A 17,945-nucleotide genomic window follows, 5' to 3' on the forward strand; every position below is an offset into this window, starting at 1 on the left:
GGTTGCGGATGACGATTGACTCTTTACTGGCTCCGGTCACCCCGGAGCAACCGTGCGGCGAGAATCTGGAATATGACGCCGACTTCCAGGCAATGGAGCAGGCCAGTCTCGGTAAAGCCGAGCAGCAGTTTGGCAGCACGATCATTCCTGCCGAACCCGCCGACTGGAATCGCGTGGAAAAACTGGCCACCTCGCTGCTGGAACGCACGAAAGATATTCGCGTCATGCTGGCGCTGACCCATGCATGGACGCGCCGCCGTGGGCTGGAAGGCTATGCAGATGGTTTGTTGATGCTGGGTCAGGCACTGGCGCTGTACTGGGATCAGCTCTGGCCGTCACTTAACGATGGCGGCGAATTCGATCCCTTCTACCGTATTAATGCGCTGGCTGCGCTGAGCGACAAATCTGCGCTCACCACCACGTTGCGCCAGTCAATACTGTTACGCAGCAATGGTGATGAACTGAACGTGCGCGATGCACAGGCGCTGCTGGATGGCAGCAAAACCGAATGCGCGGGTTACCCGGGCGGCCGGGTGCGTTTGATTGATGAACTGGTACGCGGCGGTCAGTCCGGTATTGAAGCTATCGGGCAGATTGAAGGGCGCCTGCAAACCATCCGTACATGGCTGCTGGAACAACTGGGCGAAAGCGGGGTGCCGGAAATGGAACAATTACTAAAAACGGTCAGCATAATTGCCGGAGCAAGCCGGACTTCCCGTGGCGATGAGCAATCAGCGCCGTCCGCAGGGGAGGAGCAAAAAAGCCCGGCACCGCAGGCGGTAGCCGTACCGCTCGCGGCGCACACCGACTGGCGCACGGTGCAGGTAACGACGCGCGCCGATGCACAGTTGATGCTGGAGAAAGTGAAGCAATACTTTACTCAGCATGAACCGAGCCACCCGGCACCGCTGATGATCGATCGCGTACAGCGATTAATCGAACTCGATTTTATGGAAATTATTCGCGATCTGGCGCCCGACGGCGTAAGCCAGTTGCAAAACATCTTTGGGCGTCAGGAGTGACGCGTATCGTGTTATGACGACAGGCGCGTCGCCAGCCGTCAAACCTTCACCGCGCATATTCGATGGAGAACATCATGCCAATAAGTAACAGTGGTCAAAAATTTATCGCCCGCAACCGCGCGCCGCGCGTACAGATTGAGTACGACGTGGAAGTGTATGGCGCAGAGCGCAAAATCCAGCTTCCGTTTGTGATGGGCGTTATGGCGGATCTGGTCGGGAAACCGGTGGAGAACTTACCGTCTATTGAGGAGCGTAAATTCCTCGACATCGATGTCGACAATTTCGATGAGCGTATGAAAGCGCTGAAACCGCGAGTCGCCTTCAACGTGGATAACACGCTGACGGGAGAAGGCCGATTGAACGTCGATCTTACCTTCGACAGCATGGATGACTTTCTGCCGGATGCCATCGCCCGCAAAGTCGAGCCGCTGAACAAACTACTGGAAGCCCGCACGCAACTTTCCAACCTGCTGACCTATATGGACGGGAAAAACGGCGCTGAAGAGTTAATCGCTAAAGTGTTGCAGGATCCGACACTGCTGAAATCCCTTAGCCAGTTGCCAAACAGCGACGAGAACGCGCAAGGTAAAGAGGAGTAAACCATGAGCAATCCTTCGCAACAACATGAACAGCAGGGCGCCCAGGTTTTCAGCCAGAACGAATTTAGCTCGCTGCTGAACAAAGAGTTTCGCCCGAAAACCGACCAGGCGCGTTCCGCGGTTGAAAGCGCGGTGAAAACGCTGGCGCAGCAGGCGCTGGAAAATACCGTAACCTTCTCCAACGATACCTACCGCACCATTCAGAACCTGATTGCCGGTATCGATGAAAAGCTGTCGCAGCAGATTAACCAGATTATCCACCACGAAGAGTTTCAGAAGCTGGAGAGCGCCTGGCGCGGCCTGAGCCATCTGGTGAATAACACTGAAACAGATGAGATGCTGAAAATCCGCTTTATAAGCATCTCCAGGCAGGAACTGGGCCGTAACCTGAAGCGTTTTAAAGGCGTCGGCTGGGATCAGAGCCCGATCTTCAAAAAAATCTACGAAGAAGAGTACGGTCAGTTCGGCGGCGAACCGTTTGGCTGCCTGGTGGGCGATTACTACTTCGACCACAGCCCGCAGGATGTTGAGCTGCTCGGCGAGATGGCGCGTATCGGCGCGGCGGCGCACTGTCCGTTTATCACCGGCACCGCGCCAAGCGTGATGCAGATGGAGTCCTGGCAGGAGTTGGCGAACCCACGTGATCTGACGAAAATCTTCCAGAACACCGAATACGCCGCCTGGCGTTCACTGCGTGAATCAGAAGATGCCCGTTATCTGGGTCTGGTGATGCCGCGCTTTCTCTCCCGTCTACCGTACGGCATCCGCACTAACCCGGTGGATAGCTTCGATTTTGAAGAAGAGACCGATGGCGCGAACCACAACAACTATACCTGGGCCAACGCCGCTTACGCGATGGCGACCAATATCAACCGCTCCTTTAAAGAGTACGGCTGGTGTACCTCAATTCGTGGCGTCGAATCCGGTGGTGCCGTGGAAAACCTGCCATGTCACACCTTCCCGAGCGACGATGGCGGTGTGGACATGAAGTGCCCGACTGAAATCGCCATCAGTGATCGCCGTGAAGCAGAACTGGCGAAAAACGGTTTTATGCCGCTAATCCATCGCAAAAACTCTGACTTTGCCGCCTTTATCGGCGCACAGTCGCTGCAAAAACCAACCGAATACCACGATGCCGATGCCACCGCCAACGCGCGTCTGGCTTCCCGTCTGCCGTATCTCTTCGCCTGCTGCCGTTTTGCGCACTACCTGAAGTGCATTGTGCGCGACAAAATCGGCTCCTTCCGCGAGCGCGACGAAATGGAACGCTGGCTGAACGACTGGGTGATGAACTACGTCGACGGCGACCCGGCCAACTCCTCACAGGAAACCAAAGCGCGTAAACCGCTGGCAGCAGCCGAAGTTCAGGTGCAGGAGATCGAGGACAACCCAGGCTACTACGCAGCGAAATTCTTCCTGCGTCCGCACTACCAGTTGGAAGGCCTGACCGTGTCGCTGCGTCTGGTATCGAAACTGCCATCGCTGAAAACCAAAGAGGCGTAAGCAGAAGGTGCCGCAGGCAGGGTGCGCCTGCGGCATGAAGGATTTCACGACAGAAGGATATGCGATGAATCTATACAGAATGGCTGTTAGCGGTTTGTTGGTTTTCTCAACTCTGGCTTTAGCAGAAACACAAACTTATCAATACTCTCAGACTCAATCATTGCCGGAAGATGATACCTCAGATTTCCACGCGATCCGTCTCTGTTAACCGGGCACGATGTGAATCTGACTGCCGAACGTTTTTTTAATGCCTGGAACAATAAAGATAACGAGTGCGAACGTATCAAAGCGGATATGTATTTTCTCGGCGTGTTGGATGCAACGAAAGGGAAAGCGTGGTGTGGGTATAAGAAGATACTCCGGGTTCTGCACATGAGTACGTTTTCTTACGTCTGGCAAAGCTGAGCAGTGAACAGCGTAATCAACCAGTTGCCAACTTTATTGTTGAGTCGATGACGGAATTTCTGCCTTGTAAAAAAGGGAGCCAAAGATGAGACCGTTATATGAGCAATTAAAAAAACAGTATTACTCATCAAATGATATCGGCGCAGATCTGGTCTTGGGAATTAAAATAACAGTTAGTCACATACAAGGAGTTGACCCGTGAACTCACCCAAGAACATCGCTGAAGGAATGTTGCAATTATTTGAAGCTCGCAAAAAGAACAATGCGGAAATATTTATGCAGAACGCCGTCAGCGGGTTTATGGATATCCCGGAAGATTTGTGGTCTTTAACCAGAGATTTTTTTGACACTGATAATCGCTGGCGAAATCAGACAGACAGGATCAGACTGTTGACCCTAATAAAAAAAGGTCTGACCTCGGAGGATGTTCGACGCATATTGAATACTGTGGTGCGAAAATATCTCTCTGGCCTCAGTGAAGCGCAATCCGAAAAACTTTTCTTGAAACTCTCGGGCAAACAGCTTGGCGGTATGGCGTTTAAAATGATTTTTGTTAATGAACTGATGTCATTGTTCGTGGCGAAGATCATTCCACGATTTCTGGTCTCGGCGGGTATTACCGGGGTGTTAAGTGTTGGTGCGTCAGTGTCGCGATCGATTTACACGTCCTACGAGTTGCTAAGGCTAAACAAAGAGATCTACTTTGAGCTGCGAGCGAATGGCGATCTGGATTTACTTTATTTTCTGGTAGAGGACAATGTGCGTCCCTTTATTGATGCTATTCAGTATCAGGGTACCGACAATACCAGTGATAAGGAGATATTTAATCACTTCTTAGCCGGAGTCTCCCGTGTCTGAAAAAATCATTAAATATCTTTTGGCCTACGCGCTAATGTTTATTTCGGTCTTGTTGTTTTTTTCCTCATTGGGGTATTACCTGTTTCTGTTTGACTGGCACGGAACGCGTGTAACTGTTTGGATGAATGCGGGTTTTCTGGTAGTTATTGTTGCCGCATCCATCGCTATTTATGCCGTCGCGGAAAAAATAAAATCGCAGATTTAATTTCCCCGGTAAAACTTAATGGAAAAGATAAAAGCAACAATCACGACGAGTAAAAATACCGCTTTGCCGAAGAGGGTTCCTGAGGCAGCAAGAGTAAGAGTTTCATAGCGAGCGACGTTTAACACTGACTCAATAATATCAATAAAAGTGTAGATGCTGACGACCGCGAAAAGGCAGATGAATAACAGCGCAATACCCTTTTTCATTTTCTGACCATCCAGGTTAATAGAAGACAAAGGGGATTTTAGGTAGCGTTGTCAGCGTTGTCTAGTGCTATGCGGACAACAACAATGACGAGTTTTCAATTTCCTGCAATCCGCGGGAAAGTGAAAAACTGTACAGCTCCCGGCTGTACAGCAACGAGGCAGAGGTAAAATATGGACGGTTTTATTCGGCCCCATGCTTACCCGTTTGCCATATAAGCGCTTTTTCGAAAGCAATATTTATCATTAACGAAGAGTAAATATTATGGCTATTGATATGTTTCTGAAGGTCGATGGAGTTACGGGTGAATCTAAAGACTCTAACCACACCGGCTGGACTGATATCAAATCTTTTTCCTGGGGTGCTTCACAACCTGGAAACATGAGCGTTGGCGGTGGCGGCGGTGCTGGTAAAGTCAATTTTAATGACCTGCATGTTAACGCACTCATTGATAAATCCACGACGGCTATCCTGAAACACTGTGCCAGCGGTAAGCACCTGACCAAGGTTGAGCTTTCCGTCTGCAAAGCCGGTGGTCAGCAGGTTGAATACGCACGTATCACGCTGGAAGATGTGCTGGTGACGTCTGTTCAGTACACCGGTGCTGATAACGGCGATACCGTGGGTGTGACCTATGCATTCCAGGCTGCGAAAGTGAAACAGCAGTACTGGGAGCAGTCCTCTTCCGGCGGTAAAGGTGCTGAAACCAGCTCTGGCTGGAACATCAAGGAAAACAAAGAAGCGTAAGGTTGCTGTTTTTTTGACGCGCATTACGGCAGGCACAGGGCAGCGGTTCTGTGCCTGTATCTCAAAGATGTTGTATCTGATGTCAAAAAAGTTATTTCTCGACTCACTCCACGCAGGACGCGTTTATGGCGCCTCACCAGAAATAATGAATGCGTGTAGTAACGGAATAGGATCGAAGAAAGAGTCTGTAACTGGAAACCGTCCAGGTATTCAAACGTAGCCGCTTTATAGAAATGGTCTGTTCGAGCAGTAAATCGTGCGAAAGGTATGAGATAAGGAATACAACAATGAGCGCACAACGTACTATTATTCCCGGCTATACTGTTGTTCAACAACCCGGCACATTAGATTTTCAGGCCCGGCTGCTATATAGCAATCCACAAAGCGAAGCTGCTCGCTATTTTATGCAAATAAATAGGGACACACCGTGGTTAAAACCTGGACAAATGCTCATTATTGCTGACCCGCAATCAGAAAATAAAATGATGCTGAGCCAGTTATGCCTGGCAAAAACAAAAGTGAATAGTGTGCTGAATAGTCTGAGCAATGATGAGGCCGATTTTTTTAATCGTAACTATGCAACTATTGCTGCTCTTACCAACATTATGGATAAATCATTGGGTGTGGCAGGTGATGCAGGCGAGCGCTATTTCAAAGAAATAGAAACTAAATTAAAAGCGATCGAAACGGCGTATCAAAACCAGTTCAGAACGAGCGGGACTTTGATTGGTGAACAATTCGTTGTAGAAAGAAAACGTCTCTTCGGAGAACTTACTCAGCTTCTGAATAAGTTATCCCGATTAGCATTAAAATTAAAACCATACGAAGATTTGCGACATGCACTCGGGCTTTCTAGCCGTTCGATCGTACATGAGTGGACGACTGCGGGAGTCGGTGGCATCAAAGGCTATTCAACCTGGATTGAGAACGCCGCAAAATCGGCTCGTTTCATGAAGATGGGTGGGTGGGTTGCTATCGGTTTCGCTGGTCTGAATTCCACTAATGAGGTTTACCATGCTTGCACCGCTGGTCGTGAAAATGAATGTGTTAAGGTGGCGGTAAAGGAATACAGCAAGTTTGGCGCAAGTGTAGCTGGTGGCATTTATGGTGGTACAATGGGTTCACTGGCTGCTGGTGCTGTTTGTGTTGCACTTGGCGTTATGAGCGGTGGATTGGGCTATCTGGCCTGCTCAATTGTTGGTGCCGCTGCGGGCGGGTATCTGACAGGCGAAGTTGCGGGGACTGTAGCAGGTAAAAGTGCAGAATTTATTGTGGATAAAGTATTATGACAATGCAGTTGATACTGATTATTCTCAATATATTATTTATTTTGTTATTGTTGATCATGACAGTGATAACGTCGCAATATTTCAAAAGGCATGAAGTTTCGTACAATGAATTATTGACTGAATACAGAAGTAACGGATTTGACTTGGATCTGGTTACAAATTACTCATCTTTTTTGGGCTCGTTACTGAATCATCATAAAATTATTTATTTCGTCAGATTGTATAAAGGCGTAAAAATGAAATTCGCACCAGGTCGCAATGTCCAGCCTGAAGCGTATGCCTATATCCAACAATTACCGCAAGAAAAAATGGGTTGGATACTCAGACTTCATCGGTTATATATGATCCAATATGCAATTACAGGGTTCTGGCTTTGTGAAATGTTAATTTTTATTTATCTTTACGGCTGATAATATCTTTGGCGAAAACAATTTTAGAATGCCTAATTTGGCGGTATTCAAACGCAGCCGCTTTATGGAAAACGGCGCCGTTTGAGTGCACATAACTCCAGCAGGAATATGCTATGCGATTCACGATTATTACCAGTAAACCCGGTCATCAGCCGCCGCAAAGCCGCTGCGACTTTTATCCGCCTGGCGGCACTATCGGCCGCGGCACTGATAACAACCTGGTGCTGCCGGATAACGACCGCTCCATTTCTCGCTTGCAGGCGATTGTTCATATCGCCGGTAATGGCGAATGTCGCATCACCAATCGCGGCAATGTGACCCGCGTAGTGCTGAATGATATTCCCCTGGAACGTGGCCGTCAGGTCGAATTGCAGGATGGCGATATTCTGGGCATTGATGAATACCGTATCGAAGTTACCGAACTGATTCAGGATACGCAGCCAATAAGCCGCATGGCGGAGGAGATGTATCCGAAGCATGTTCAGCCGCAAGTGGCCAAACCTGCGCCCGCCCCGGCGTCGAAAAGCGTAGCGGAAAACGCCCCGGCGTCAGTGCCAACGGAAATCTGGGACAGCCTGATGCAGGAGTTCTCCATCTCCGACAGTATCTCCAGCAACCGGGCGAAAACGCCGGAAACGCAAAATCTCAACCCCTTTGCCGCGCCGAAAGAGCCGGAGCGTAACCCGGAAGATCCGCTCTCGCTGTTGAATAACAACGAGCCGCTGGTGACGCCGAAAACCCTCGCTTCCGATCAGCTGTTTAATGATGAACAACTTTTTAAAAATGACAGCATCTTTAACGACGCTACGCCATCCGCGCTGGTGCCTCCGCTTGATCGGGCCGCACAAAAACCTGCTTCGGAAGCGGATGAACTGGATCCGCTAGCGCTATTTGGTGGCAGTAGCACGTCGGTGGCACACAGCGACGATCCGCTTGGGCTGCTAAGCAGTGCAGTGCCGCTGGCGCATGCGGATGAGATAGTTCCGGCGAAACCCGCCGAGTCTGTCATCACCGATCTGCACAGCGCGACGCCGCCGCAACAACCACAGCCGATCATCACCGAACTGCGCGCGGAAGATCTCAGCGCCACGCCGCTGTTCGTCGATGAAGAGCTGGATCCAGTGTCGGAGCCGCAGGATTATGCGGGTATCACCCTGCCGACGCCGCAAGCGGTACAGCGCAGCGCGGCGCAAACGCCGAAAGGACGTCTGCGTATTGATCCACTCCAGAGCAATGAAGCGCGAAGCACACCAGCCGTCAGCAATGGCGACAGCAGTGATGTGCTGAAAGGCGAGCTGCTGGACGCGTTACTGGAAGGCATGGGGCTTGGCGATATGCAGCCGGTACCGCAGTTTGATAAAGAGAACATGCGTCAGCTCGGGCAGATGCTGAGCATGTTTTCCCAGGGGACCGTTGCGCTGTTGTCCTCGCGCTCGATTCTGAAACGCGGCGTTAAAGCCGATATGACGATGGTGCTGGATGATGCCAACAACCCATTCAAGTTGCTGCCATCTGGCAAAACCGTGCTGATGCAGATGTTTGGTACGCGGATGCCTGGTTTTATGCCGCCGAAAAAATCGGTGCGTGATGCGTTGATCGACTTACAGGCGCACCAGCTAGGCATGATTTCCGGGATCCGTGCAATTATCGCCGCGATGTTGCAGTCGTTTAACCCGGAACAACTGGAAGATGACGCCAAACGCGACGGTGCAACTGCGCGTCTCGGCATGCTCTCGAACCGTAAAGCTGCCCTGTGGGATTACTTTGTGCGTACTTATGCGCAAACGGCGGGCGAAATCGACGATGACTTCCATACCCTGTTTGGCGAAGCGTTCCTCCATGCTTATGACATGGAGGTTAACCAGTACAAAGACTCACAAAGCGGATCGGAAGAATGAATATCAGCACGGCCTCCATATCCCGACAGGGCGAACGTGCCAGTAATCAGGACCAGACCGGGGAAAACATCGGCGAACGTGCCGCCTGCTTTGTGGTATGTGATGGTATCGCCGGGTTACCCGGCGGTGATGTAGCGGCCACACTGGCGCGTAACACCATCATCAGCCGCTTTGATGGCGATGAACACCTGAATGCCCAGTACATTCGTCAGTACGTCAACGATGCTAACCGCGCTATCCGCGAAGAGCAGAAAGCGGTGCAGGATTATCACCGTATGGGTACGACCATGGTAAGCCTGTTTATCGACCGGGATTATCAGCTTGCCTACTGGGCTCACGCGGGCGACAGCCGCCTTTATCACTTTCGTCGCGGCTGGCTCTATCATGTCACCACTGACCACAGCCTGGTGCAGCAGATGAAAGATGCCGGACACCAGACCGAAGGCATCAACGGTAACTTGCTCTACTTCGCGCTGGGCCTTGGTAAAGATGAACGCGAGCCAAGCTACAGTGATGTGGTGCCGATTGAAGATGGCGATGCCTTTTTGCTCTGTACCGATGGCTTCTGGCACGGCGTTAGTGAAGAGCAGATGCAACAGTCGCTGCATATGGTGAATACGCCGGACGAGTGGCTGACGCTAATGAATCAAATCCTGCTGAAAAACAGTGTCGGGGCGCAGACCCGGCAGGACAACTATAGCGCCGTAGCGGTGTGGATGGGCACACCTCAGGAGACGACGCTACTGCATACGCTCTCTGAAGCCGCCCAGTTTTTCCCTCTTCGTGATTGATACAGCTTACAAGGACTTTTATGAAACTTTGGCTACCGGGTTTGGCTCTGCTGGCGGTGTGTGGCAGCGTACAGGCAGAAAACTACCGCATCGTGCAGTCACCTTCGCAAAAACTGGATGTCTGGATCGATAACATTGCGGATAACACGCCGAAAAGCTGGTGCAGCAAAACCTTACCGCTGCGTATTGTCGCCAGCGGCGATAAAAAACCTGCCGTACTGAATAACTTTTTACCACGCCTTGGCGCGCTGCTGGCAAACCAGTGCGGCACGCTGACGCAGGTGCACTGGAAATTGACTGACCCGCAGGGCGCGACGCTGGCTGAAGGGACTGCCGATAAAGCGAAAGAGTGGGCACCGGTCGTCACCTCGACGGGCGCAACCGAAGCCGCTTCCCCTTCCGCTTCCACTTCTTCATCCTCGTCCTCGTCCTCGTCCGCAGCCCTGACGCCGCCGACAGAGCGTGCTGAAGATCTCTCTCCGGCCGCTAACCGTACGCCGTGGCAGGAATTTACCCTGCAGGACGGCTGTCATCTGCGCACCTTCTGGCAGGGCGATGCCAGCGCACCAGCGCTGTTTATTCCGGCGAAAGAGGATGGCAAATGTGAGAAGGGCGGTTGGCTGAACGGACGCAGCGAAGTGACGCAGATCAGCAACGGCGCAGAGAAAAAGATCACCATGACCTTTGTTCACGGTTTCCCGGTGATCGGCCTGAGCGACAGCGTTGACGCCGATCGTCTGCTGATCACCACCGTTAACAACGAACGCATGGTCGTCAGCGAAGGCAGCCTGGCGCAGAGCTGGATGATCCTGCCCTACGTCAACAGTCTCAACGGCTGGCAGGCGAACGGCACGGTGGCGGTGGAAATCTCCCGCGATGTCGCCAGCGATGCCACTCGTTTGCAGGCGCGCCTTGATGAAGTGCGTAAAGCCTGGACGCCGTGGCTCGAACCGGGTACGCGGCTTAATATTCTGCTGATCGATTCGTTGCACCCGCAGTTGCGCGATCCGGCGGTCGGGACTTACAAGACCCTGAACTAAGGAGCGGCGATGAACACCCTGTTGCAACAACTGGCGGGCGAATCCCTGCAAGAGAGCCTGGCCCGGCTGGAAAGCCGCATTCGTACCCAGCCCGGCGATGCCGATCTGCGTGCAGCTTTTGTCCAGCTTCTTTGCCTCGACGGCAACTGGCCGCGCGCGCTGGCGCAGTTGAAAAGCTGGCTGGCGCTGAAACCGCAGGCACAACCGACGGTGACACTGCTGGAGCAGGCCATCAACGGTGAACGCCAGCGTGCCGACGTGATGGCTGGTCGCGCTCGTCCGCTAACGCCAGATCGGCAGTGGCCGTGGCTGGCGGCAATGGTCAGCGCACTGGACCCGGAATCCACCGAGCCTGGCGCACACCGCGAAGCCGCACTGGAGAGCGCCGAGGCGAATCCCGGCCAGTTAACAACTCAGGCTGGCGAAACGCACACTTTCGACTGGCTGATGGATGGCGACAGCCGCTTTGGCCCGGTCTGTGAAGCGATCGTCAACGGTCGTTATTTCTGGCTGCCGTTCAGCGCAATTGCCGCCATGCAGTTTCAGCCGCCAGCCAGCGTCACCGACCTGGTGTGGCGTCATACGCTGGTGCGTTTGCTGGATGGCAGCGAACAGGTGTGCCAGATCCCGGCACGTTATCCGCTGGATAGCGAAGCCGAAGAGCGCTTTAAACTCGCCCGCGTCACCGAGTGGCAGGCGCTACCGGGTGATGCACCGCACTTCCTGGCCCACGGGCAAAAAGCCTGGCTCAACGACAACGCCGAGTACTCGCTGCTCGATCTGGCCACGCTGAGTTTCGACACGGCTATTGCAGATGAGTAATTCCGCCCACGATGAAGAGAGTGATCTGCTGCGCAGCGGCTGGCGCTCGCGACGCGGCAAAGAGACCGTCGGCGCACGCGACAAAATGCAGCCGTCGCTGCTCGATCGCCTTACCGATGACGCGCCGGATAAAGTTCAGGAGCCGCTGAACAGTAACCTGGTCTCCCATGCCATGCTGCGACGCCACGTACTGCGTGATTTGCAGTGGTTGTTCAATACCATCAACAACGAAGCGCAGCAGGATCTGAGCGCCTTTGACGAAGTGCGCCGCTCAGTGGTTAATTTTGGTGTGTCGCCGCTGGCAGGGAAGCGGATGTCGGACATCGAATGGCAGGATATCCAGCGCAAGCTGACCAACGCGATTTTGCATTTTGAACCGCGCATTTTGCCGCAGGGGTTGCAGGTTCGCTGCATTTCCGATACCCAGTCGCTGGATCTGCACAATGTGTTGTCGATTGAAATCAAAGGGCGCTTGTGGTGCGTACCGTATCCGCTGGAGTTTCTGTTCCGCACAGATGTGGATCTGGAAAACGGGCATTTCGAGCTAAAAGAGGCGGGGTAATCATGGACAGCAAATTACTTGAGTACTACAACCGCGAACTGGCCTGGCTGCGCGAAATGGGCCAGGAGTTTGCCGGGCGCTATCCGAAAGTGGCCGGACGCCTCGGCATGCGTGGCATGGACGTTGCCGATCCGTATGTTGAACGCCTGATGGAGGGTTTTGCCTTCCTGACCTCCCGCGTACAACTGAAGATGGACGCTGAATTTCCCCGCTTCTCCCAGCGTCTGCTGGAGATGGTGGCGCCTAACTATCTCGCGCCGACGCCGTCGATGGCGATTGCGGAACTGACGCCGGACAGTGCGAAAGGGGATCTGAGCAACGGCTTTGTGGTGCCGCGCGGTACCATGATGGACAGCCAGGTAATGAAGAAGAGCGGCGTCACCTGTAGCTATACCACCGCGCATGATGTCACGTTGTTACCGCTGAAAATCAGTCAGGTGGAACTGGGCGGCGTACCTGCCGATCTGCCGCTGGCGAAAGTCGGCCTGAGCCAACGCGGGGCGCAAAGCGCGCTGCGCATTCGTGTAAGCTGTGATGGCCCGGTTAACCTCGGACATCTCGATTTCGATCGCCTGGAACTGTTCCTCAGTGGCCCGGATATACAGGCGTTGAAACTGCTGGAACTGCTGATGGGGCACCAGGTGGGCATTGTTTGTCAGGCCAACAGCGACAGTGCACCGTTGCAGGTGCTGGCCGATGACGCATTGCAGCAGGAAGGCTTTGCCGCCCGCCAGTCTCTATTGCCGGACGATCTGCGCAACTTCGACGGCTACCGTCTGTTGCAGGAGTATTTCGCCTTCCCCCAGCGTTTCCTGTTTATCAGCCTTCAGGGGCTGCGTTCGCTGGTGGCACAAAGCGGCGATGCCAGCTCGTTCGATATCATCATTCTGCTGGATAAAGCCGATGAGCAACTGGAGCGGGTAGTGGATAAAAACCACCTTGCGCTGCACTGTACGCCGGTGATTAATCTGTTCCCGAAAGTGGCCGAAAGGCAAAAGCTGAACGATAACCAGCACGAATACCATCTGGTGGTGGATAACATTCGCCCGCTCGATTACGAAATCTATGCGGTACGCAAAATCCACGCCAGCGTCGATGGTCAGCGCGATGAGCAGACGTTTCGCCCGTTCTGGAGTAGCTGGAGCCAGGATGAAGGCAACTACGGTGCTTACTTCTCCGTGCGCCGTGAGCAACGCACTTTATCGGAACATGCGCAGCGCTACGGCACCCGTACCGGCTATATCGGTTCCGAAGTGTTTGCCTCGCTGGTCGATGAGCAGCATGCGCCGTGGCGCGAAGATCTACGCTATATCACCGCTGACGTGCTGTGCACCAGCCGCGACTTACCGCTGATGTTGCAGCAGGATATGGGGCAGTTCGTGATGCCTGATTCGCTACCGGTGAAATCCCTGCACCTGCGCAAAGGCCCGACACCGCCGCGACCGGCGTTGGCGGAGGGGTTAAGTACATGGCGGCTGATCAGCCAGTTGCAGATGAACTATCTCAGTCTGATGGACGGTGAGGATGGTGAAGGTGCAGCCGCGTTGCGCCAGCTTCTGGGCCTGTACACGCGGCTGGCGGAAGCGCCGGTGGCGCGCCAGATAGACGGCGTGCGCCACTGCGTGCTGGAGCCTGTGCATCGCCGCGTGCCGGAGCCGGGGCCGATCGTATTTGCACGCGGTATTGGCATTACGCTGACGGTTGATGAACAGGCATTTTCTGGTTTTAGCCCGTGGCTGTTTGGCAGCCTGCTGGAGCGCGTTTTCGCGCGGCTGGTGGGAATGAACAGCTTTACCGAGTTCACCCTGAAAAGCCAGCAGCGCGGTGAAATCGGTTACTGGCCGCCGCGCATGGGCAAGAGGGCGCTAATATGAGCGAAGCCCTGACCAGCGCGCCGCAGATTGTTCGCGCCAGTTCGCTACCGGAGGCATTCTGGCAGAACGTGATGGCCACGCCGTGGCGCTACGATCTGTTCAGCCTGTTGCGACGTATTGATGCCCGCGGCGGGGAACGTTATCCGCTCGGGCGCGCGCCGCTACCGCGTTTCGAATCGGTGCGCATCGGGCAAAAACCATCGCTGGGCTTTGCGCCGTCGACGCTTGCCGAAGTCCGTAAGCGCGACGGTTCGCCGCTGTACGATATCTCTATTCTCAGCTTCGGGTTGTTCGGCCCGAACGGCCCGCTGCCGATCCATCTGACAGAATATGCCCGCGAACGCATCGATCATCACCAGGACGATAGCCTCAGTGCCTTTGCCGATCTGTTTCATCACCGGCTGTCGCTGCTGTTTTATCGCGCATGGGCGGACGCACAGCCCACGGTGTCGCTCGACCGGGACGACAATAAACGTTTTGAACACTACATCGCCTCGTTAATAGGCATGGGGCAACCAGGTCAACTGGAAAAAGGCAGTCTCAGCCCGCATACGCGTTTTGCGCTGGCCGGACATCTGACGCGCAATGGACGCGATCCGGAAGGGCTGGAGAAGATCCTGCGCTGCTATTTTAATGTGCCGGTGTCGATCGTCGAAAACGTGCCGCAGTGGATGCCGTTAAGCGAACGCGAACGCGCGCGTTTGCAGGGCGGTCGACATGCGCCACGCCTTGGGCAGTCGGCCTTTCTTGGTAAAGCCGTGCGCGACGTGAGCCATAAGTTTCGCATCGAAATTGGCCCGCTGTCCGCCGGGACTTACCGGCGTTTCTTGCCCGGTGAAAAAGCCGTGACCGAGATGCGTGACTGGGTGCGCCAGTATCTGGGCATCGAATATGAGTGGGCGCTGCGCGTGATCCTGCGCCATGAAGATGTTGCCGGCGCAACGCTTGGTGGCACCGGTCGTCTTGGCTACAGCGCCTGGCTTGGCGCTCAGCCACAGCCGCATCCGCGCGGAGATTTGGTATTCAGCCCGGAAGGATAACCTTTCGTCTTATTCATCTGACGTGACAACTAACGGAATTTACAATGTCGGAAATTAGCCGCGCCGTCCTGTTCGGCAAACTCGATACGCTGTTATTTACCTCGCTGGAAAGCGCCACTGCGTTTTGCAAACTGCGTGGCAACCCCTACGTCGAGCTGGTTCACTGGCTGCACCAGTTGATGCAACAGTCAGAGGGCGACCTGCAACAGGTGATCCGCCATTTTTCGCTAAATGAAGAGGCGCTGACGCGGGATATCGTCGCCGCGCTTGATAAACTGCCGCGCGGCGCAAGCTCGGTCTCCGATCTCTCGGAACATATTGATACCGCCGTTGAGCGGGCGTGGGTTTACGGCTCGCTGAAGTTTGGCGTCACGCGCATTCGCGGCGGCCATCTGTTGGCGGGGATCCTGAAAACCTGGAGCCTGGCGACCGTGTTGAAAGGCATTTCGTCGCAGTTTGAACGAGTGAGCGCCGATGCGCTGCTCGACAATTTCGAGGCGATTTTTGCCAATAGTAAAGAGACGCAGCAGACGGCAACCGCCGTTGGCGATACCGCCGCCGTGCCGCAGCAACAGGGCACGCTGGCGCAATATGGTCAGGATCTAACAGCCAGGGCCCGCGATGGCAAAATCGATCCGGTGGTGGGCCGCGACGAAGAGATCCGCCAGATGGTCGATATTTTGATGCGTCGCCGCCAGAACAACCCGCTGTTAACCGGCGAAGCCGGGGTCGGAAAAACGGCGGTAGTGGAAGGGTTAGCGCTGCGAATTGCCGCAGGCGATGTGCCGGAACCGCTGGCGAACGTGCAACTGTGGCTGCTGGATATCGGCATGTTGCAGGCGGGAGCGGGAATGAAAGGCGAGTTTGAAGCGCGGCTGCAAGCGTTGATCAACGAAGTGCAATCCAGCCCGACACCAATCATTCTGTTTATCGACGAAATTCACACTCTGATTGGCGCAGGTGGTCAGCAGGGTACTGGCGATGCCGCCAACCTGCTGAAACCGGCGCTGGCACGCGGACAGTTGCGTACCATCGGCGCGACCACCTGGGCGGAATATAAGAAATACATAGAAAAAGATCCGGCATTAACCCGTCGCTTCCAGACCGTGCAGGTTGCCGAGCCGGATGAAGAGAAAGCGGTATTAATGTTGCGCAGCACGGTTTCTGCACTGGAAAAACACCATCGCGTGTTGCTGCTTGATGAAGCGGTCGTCGCTGCCGTGAAGCTCTCTCACCGCTACATTCCGGCGCGTCAGTTGCCGGATAAAGCCGTGGCGTTGCTCGATACAGCCTGCGCCCGCGTCGCCGTCAGCCTGAGCGCGCCGCCGCCGCAACTGGAAGATTGCCTGCACCGCATTGCCGCGCTGGAGGTGGAGATCGAGATTGCCAACCGCGAAGCGAAAATGGCGGCTGGCGACAGCGTGCGGGTAGAGAAATTAACTGTCGCGCGTCAACAGCAGGAACAGTTACGCGATGAACTGACGCAGCGCTGGCAGCAGGAGCAGGCGCTGGTTGATGCCATCATCGCGCTGCGCGCGCAATTGCACACTGGGGAGGAAGAGGAGCTGGCCGTTCTCCGTGACTCGCTGGCGCAGCAGCAACAGGCGCTTAAAACATTGCAGGGCGACGCACCGCTGCTGTTCACCTCAGTCGATGCCAACGTGGTGGCGGCGGTAGTCTCCGACTGGACCGGCATTCCGCTGGGACGGATGGTGAAAAATGAAATTGATGCGGTGCTGAAACTGGCGGATACACTGAATGAGCGCGTGATCGGTCAGCGTCACGGACTGGAGTTGATCGCCAAACGCGTGCGAACCTCGCGTGCCCGCCTCGACGATCCGAACAAGCCAGTTGGCGTGTTTATGCTCTGCGGTCCTTCCGGCGTCGGCAAAACCGAAACGGCGCTGGCGCTGGCGGAATCGCTGTATGGCGGCGAGCAGAATGTTATCACCATCAATATGAGTGAGTTCCAGGAAGCGCACACCGTCTCCACGCTAAAAGGCGCACCTCCGGGCTATGTCGGTTATGGGGAAGGTGGCGTGTTAACCGAAGCTGTGCGCCGTCGCCCGTACAGCGTGGTGCTGCTGGATGAGATCGAAAAAGCGCATCCTGACGTGCATGAAATCTTCTTCCAGGTGTTTGATAAAGGCTGGATGGAAGATGGTGAAGGCCGCCATATCGATTTTCGCAATACCATCATCATTCTGACCTCTAATGTCGGCACTGAGTTGATTACCGGCATGTGTGCCGATCCGGATCTGATGCCGGAACCAGACGCGCTGCGCGATGCATTACGTCCGCCGCTGTTGCAGGTTTTCCCTCCTGCATTGCTTGGGCGATTGCTGGTGGTGCCGTATTTTCCGCTCAGCGACGAGATGCTGGCGCAGATTGTGCGTTTGCAGCTTAAGCGCATTCAGCGCCGTCTGGAGGAAAACCACGGCATTATCTCGGAAATCGATGACAGCGTGGTCGGGCAGATTGTGGCGCGCTGTACCGAAGTTGAATCAGGCGGCCGTATGGTGGACGCCATCCTTACGAACACTCTGCTGCCAATGATGAGCCAGCTATTACTCGACGCCAGCGCGCGGGACGAGCAATATAAGCGCTTACGTGTCACGCTTGAGCAGGGTGAGTTTCACTGTCAGTTTGCGGCGTAAAGCCATTATCAAGAGAGTT

Annotated in this window: 17 protein-coding genes; 16 read left to right on the forward strand and 1 reads right to left on the reverse strand. The window is 54.4% G+C overall.

From position 1 onward, the window contains the following. Positions 1 to 8 precede the first annotated feature (8 nt). The 5 genes from tssA (at position 9) to GA0061070_RS04245 (ending at position 4,592) form a co-directional block, all read left to right on the forward strand. Positions 9 to 1,022, forward strand: a complete 1,014-nt coding sequence (gene tssA / locus GA0061070_RS04220) for a type VI secretion system protein TssA (RefSeq protein WP_090133939.1) — start codon at positions 9 to 11, stop codon at positions 1,020 to 1,022. 74 nt (positions 1,023 to 1,096) lie between these two features. After that, positions 1,097 to 1,621 carry a type VI secretion system contractile sheath small subunit gene (tssB, locus tag GA0061070_RS04225; protein ID WP_090133940.1) on the forward strand — a complete coding sequence of 175 codons (525 nt, stop codon included), beginning with the start codon at positions 1,097 to 1,099 and terminating at the stop codon, positions 1,619 to 1,621. Positions 1,622 to 1,624: 3 nt separating this feature from the next. After that, a complete protein-coding gene (gene tssC, locus GA0061070_RS04230; protein ID WP_090133942.1) occupies positions 1,625 to 3,124 on the forward strand; it encodes a type VI secretion system contractile sheath large subunit in 1,500 nt (499 codons plus the stop codon). A 603-nt stretch (positions 3,125 to 3,727) separates the two neighbouring features. Continuing rightward, the gene (locus GA0061070_RS04240; protein WP_090133943.1) at positions 3,728 to 4,387 is read left to right on the forward strand and encodes a hypothetical protein; all 660 of its coding nucleotides are present in this window, start codon (positions 3,728 to 3,730) and stop codon (positions 4,385 to 4,387) included. Beyond that, positions 4,380 to 4,592 carry a hypothetical protein gene (locus tag GA0061070_RS04245; RefSeq protein WP_090133945.1) on the forward strand — a complete coding sequence of 71 codons (213 nt, stop codon included), beginning with the start codon at positions 4,380 to 4,382 and terminating at the stop codon, positions 4,590 to 4,592. The genes GA0061070_RS04240 and GA0061070_RS04245 overlap by 8 nt, the downstream gene beginning before the upstream one ends. Here the strand turns inward: GA0061070_RS04245 and GA0061070_RS04250 are convergent. After that, positions 4,589 to 4,798: a hypothetical protein gene (locus tag GA0061070_RS04250; RefSeq protein WP_090133947.1), complete on the reverse strand. Its 210-nt coding sequence runs from the start codon at positions 4,796 to 4,798 to the stop codon at positions 4,589 to 4,591. The genes GA0061070_RS04245 and GA0061070_RS04250 overlap by 4 nt on opposite strands. 262 nt (positions 4,799 to 5,060) lie before the next feature. Here GA0061070_RS04250 and GA0061070_RS04255 point away from each other — a divergent pair, with 262 nt between their 5' ends. The 11 genes from GA0061070_RS04255 to tssH all read left to right on the forward strand — a co-directional run bounded on the left by GA0061070_RS04255 (position 5,061) and on the right by tssH (position 17,926). Further along, positions 5,061 to 5,543 carry an Hcp family type VI secretion system effector gene (locus tag GA0061070_RS04255; RefSeq protein ID WP_090133949.1) on the forward strand — a complete coding sequence of 161 codons (483 nt, stop codon included), beginning with the start codon at positions 5,061 to 5,063 and terminating at the stop codon, positions 5,541 to 5,543. A 287-nt stretch (positions 5,544 to 5,830) separates the two neighbouring features. Then, entirely contained in the window at positions 5,831 to 6,832 is a 1,002-nt protein-coding gene (locus GA0061070_RS04260) for a hypothetical protein (protein ID WP_090133951.1), read from the forward strand. A 236-nt stretch (positions 6,833 to 7,068) separates the two neighbouring features. Next, a complete protein-coding gene (locus GA0061070_RS25435; protein WP_244153034.1) occupies positions 7,069 to 7,242 on the forward strand; it encodes a hypothetical protein in 174 nt (57 codons plus the stop codon). A 113-nt stretch (positions 7,243 to 7,355) separates the two neighbouring features. Further along, positions 7,356 to 9,140 carry a type VI secretion system-associated FHA domain protein TagH gene (gene tagH / locus GA0061070_RS04270; protein ID WP_090133954.1) on the forward strand — a complete coding sequence of 595 codons (1,785 nt, stop codon included), beginning with the start codon at positions 7,356 to 7,358 and terminating at the stop codon, positions 9,138 to 9,140. Continuing rightward, positions 9,137 to 9,931 carry a PP2C family protein-serine/threonine phosphatase gene (locus tag GA0061070_RS04275; RefSeq protein ID WP_090133956.1) on the forward strand — a complete coding sequence of 265 codons (795 nt, stop codon included), beginning with the start codon at positions 9,137 to 9,139 and terminating at the stop codon, positions 9,929 to 9,931. Before tagH ends, GA0061070_RS04275 begins: the two co-directional genes overlap by 4 nt. 20 nt (positions 9,932 to 9,951) lie before the next feature. After that, positions 9,952 to 10,971: a hypothetical protein gene (locus GA0061070_RS04280; RefSeq protein ID WP_090133958.1), complete on the forward strand. Its 1,020-nt coding sequence runs from the start codon at positions 9,952 to 9,954 to the stop codon at positions 10,969 to 10,971. A gap of 9 nt (positions 10,972 to 10,980) precedes the next feature. After that, positions 10,981 to 11,793, forward strand: a complete 813-nt coding sequence (locus tag GA0061070_RS04285) for a type VI secretion system accessory protein TagJ (RefSeq protein ID WP_090133960.1) — start codon at positions 10,981 to 10,983, stop codon at positions 11,791 to 11,793. Continuing rightward, entirely contained in the window at positions 11,786 to 12,355 is a 570-nt protein-coding gene (gene tssE, locus GA0061070_RS04290) for a type VI secretion system baseplate subunit TssE (protein ID WP_090133962.1), read from the forward strand. The genes GA0061070_RS04285 and tssE overlap by 8 nt, the downstream gene beginning before the upstream one ends. A 2-nt stretch (positions 12,356 to 12,357) precedes the next feature. Further along, entirely contained in the window at positions 12,358 to 14,229 is a 1,872-nt protein-coding gene (gene tssF, locus GA0061070_RS04295; protein ID WP_090133964.1) for a type VI secretion system baseplate subunit TssF, read from the forward strand. Further along, positions 14,226 to 15,269 (forward strand): type VI secretion system baseplate subunit TssG, encoded by a 1,044-nt coding sequence (gene tssG / locus GA0061070_RS04300; protein WP_090133966.1) that lies wholly within the window; start codon positions 14,226 to 14,228, stop codon positions 15,267 to 15,269. Before tssF ends, tssG begins: the two co-directional genes overlap by 4 nt. Before the next feature lie 44 nt (positions 15,270 to 15,313). Next, positions 15,314 to 17,926, forward strand: a complete 2,613-nt coding sequence (tssH, locus tag GA0061070_RS04305; protein ID WP_090133968.1) for a type VI secretion system ATPase TssH — start codon at positions 15,314 to 15,316, stop codon at positions 17,924 to 17,926. Positions 17,927 to 17,945: the final 19 nt, after the last annotated feature.

Origin of the sequence: Kosakonia oryziphila (assembly GCF_900094795.1) — a bacterium.
GTDB lineage: Bacteria > Pseudomonadota > Gammaproteobacteria > Enterobacterales > Enterobacteriaceae > Kosakonia > Kosakonia oryziphila.

Coding starts and splice junctions, on each gene's coding strand:
- tssA (WP_090133939.1), top strand. CDS start 9: ATGACGATTGACTCTTTACTGGCTCCGGTCACCCCGGAGCAACCGTGC.
- tssB (WP_090133940.1), top strand. CDS start 1,097: ATGCCAATAAGTAACAGTGGTCAAAAATTTATCGCCCGCAACCGCGCG.
- tssC (WP_090133942.1), top strand. CDS start 1,625: ATGAGCAATCCTTCGCAACAACATGAACAGCAGGGCGCCCAGGTTTTC.
- GA0061070_RS04250 (WP_090133947.1), bottom strand. CDS start 4,798: ATGAAAAAGGGTATTGCGCTGTTATTCATCTGCCTTTTCGCGGTCGTC.
- GA0061070_RS04255 (WP_090133949.1), top strand. CDS start 5,061: ATGGCTATTGATATGTTTCTGAAGGTCGATGGAGTTACGGGTGAATCT.
- GA0061070_RS04260 (WP_090133951.1), top strand. CDS start 5,831: ATGAGCGCACAACGTACTATTATTCCCGGCTATACTGTTGTTCAACAA.
- GA0061070_RS25435 (WP_244153034.1), top strand. CDS start 7,069: ATGAAATTCGCACCAGGTCGCAATGTCCAGCCTGAAGCGTATGCCTAT.
- tagH (WP_090133954.1), top strand. CDS start 7,356: ATGCGATTCACGATTATTACCAGTAAACCCGGTCATCAGCCGCCGCAA.
- GA0061070_RS04275 (WP_090133956.1), top strand. CDS start 9,137: ATGAATATCAGCACGGCCTCCATATCCCGACAGGGCGAACGTGCCAGT.
- GA0061070_RS04280 (WP_090133958.1), top strand. CDS start 9,952: ATGAAACTTTGGCTACCGGGTTTGGCTCTGCTGGCGGTGTGTGGCAGC.
- GA0061070_RS04285 (WP_090133960.1), top strand. CDS start 10,981: ATGAACACCCTGTTGCAACAACTGGCGGGCGAATCCCTGCAAGAGAGC.
- tssE (WP_090133962.1), top strand. CDS start 11,786: ATGAGTAATTCCGCCCACGATGAAGAGAGTGATCTGCTGCGCAGCGGC.
- tssF (WP_090133964.1), top strand. CDS start 12,358: ATGGACAGCAAATTACTTGAGTACTACAACCGCGAACTGGCCTGGCTG.
- tssG (WP_090133966.1), top strand. CDS start 14,226: ATGAGCGAAGCCCTGACCAGCGCGCCGCAGATTGTTCGCGCCAGTTCG.
- tssH (WP_090133968.1), top strand. CDS start 15,314: ATGTCGGAAATTAGCCGCGCCGTCCTGTTCGGCAAACTCGATACGCTG.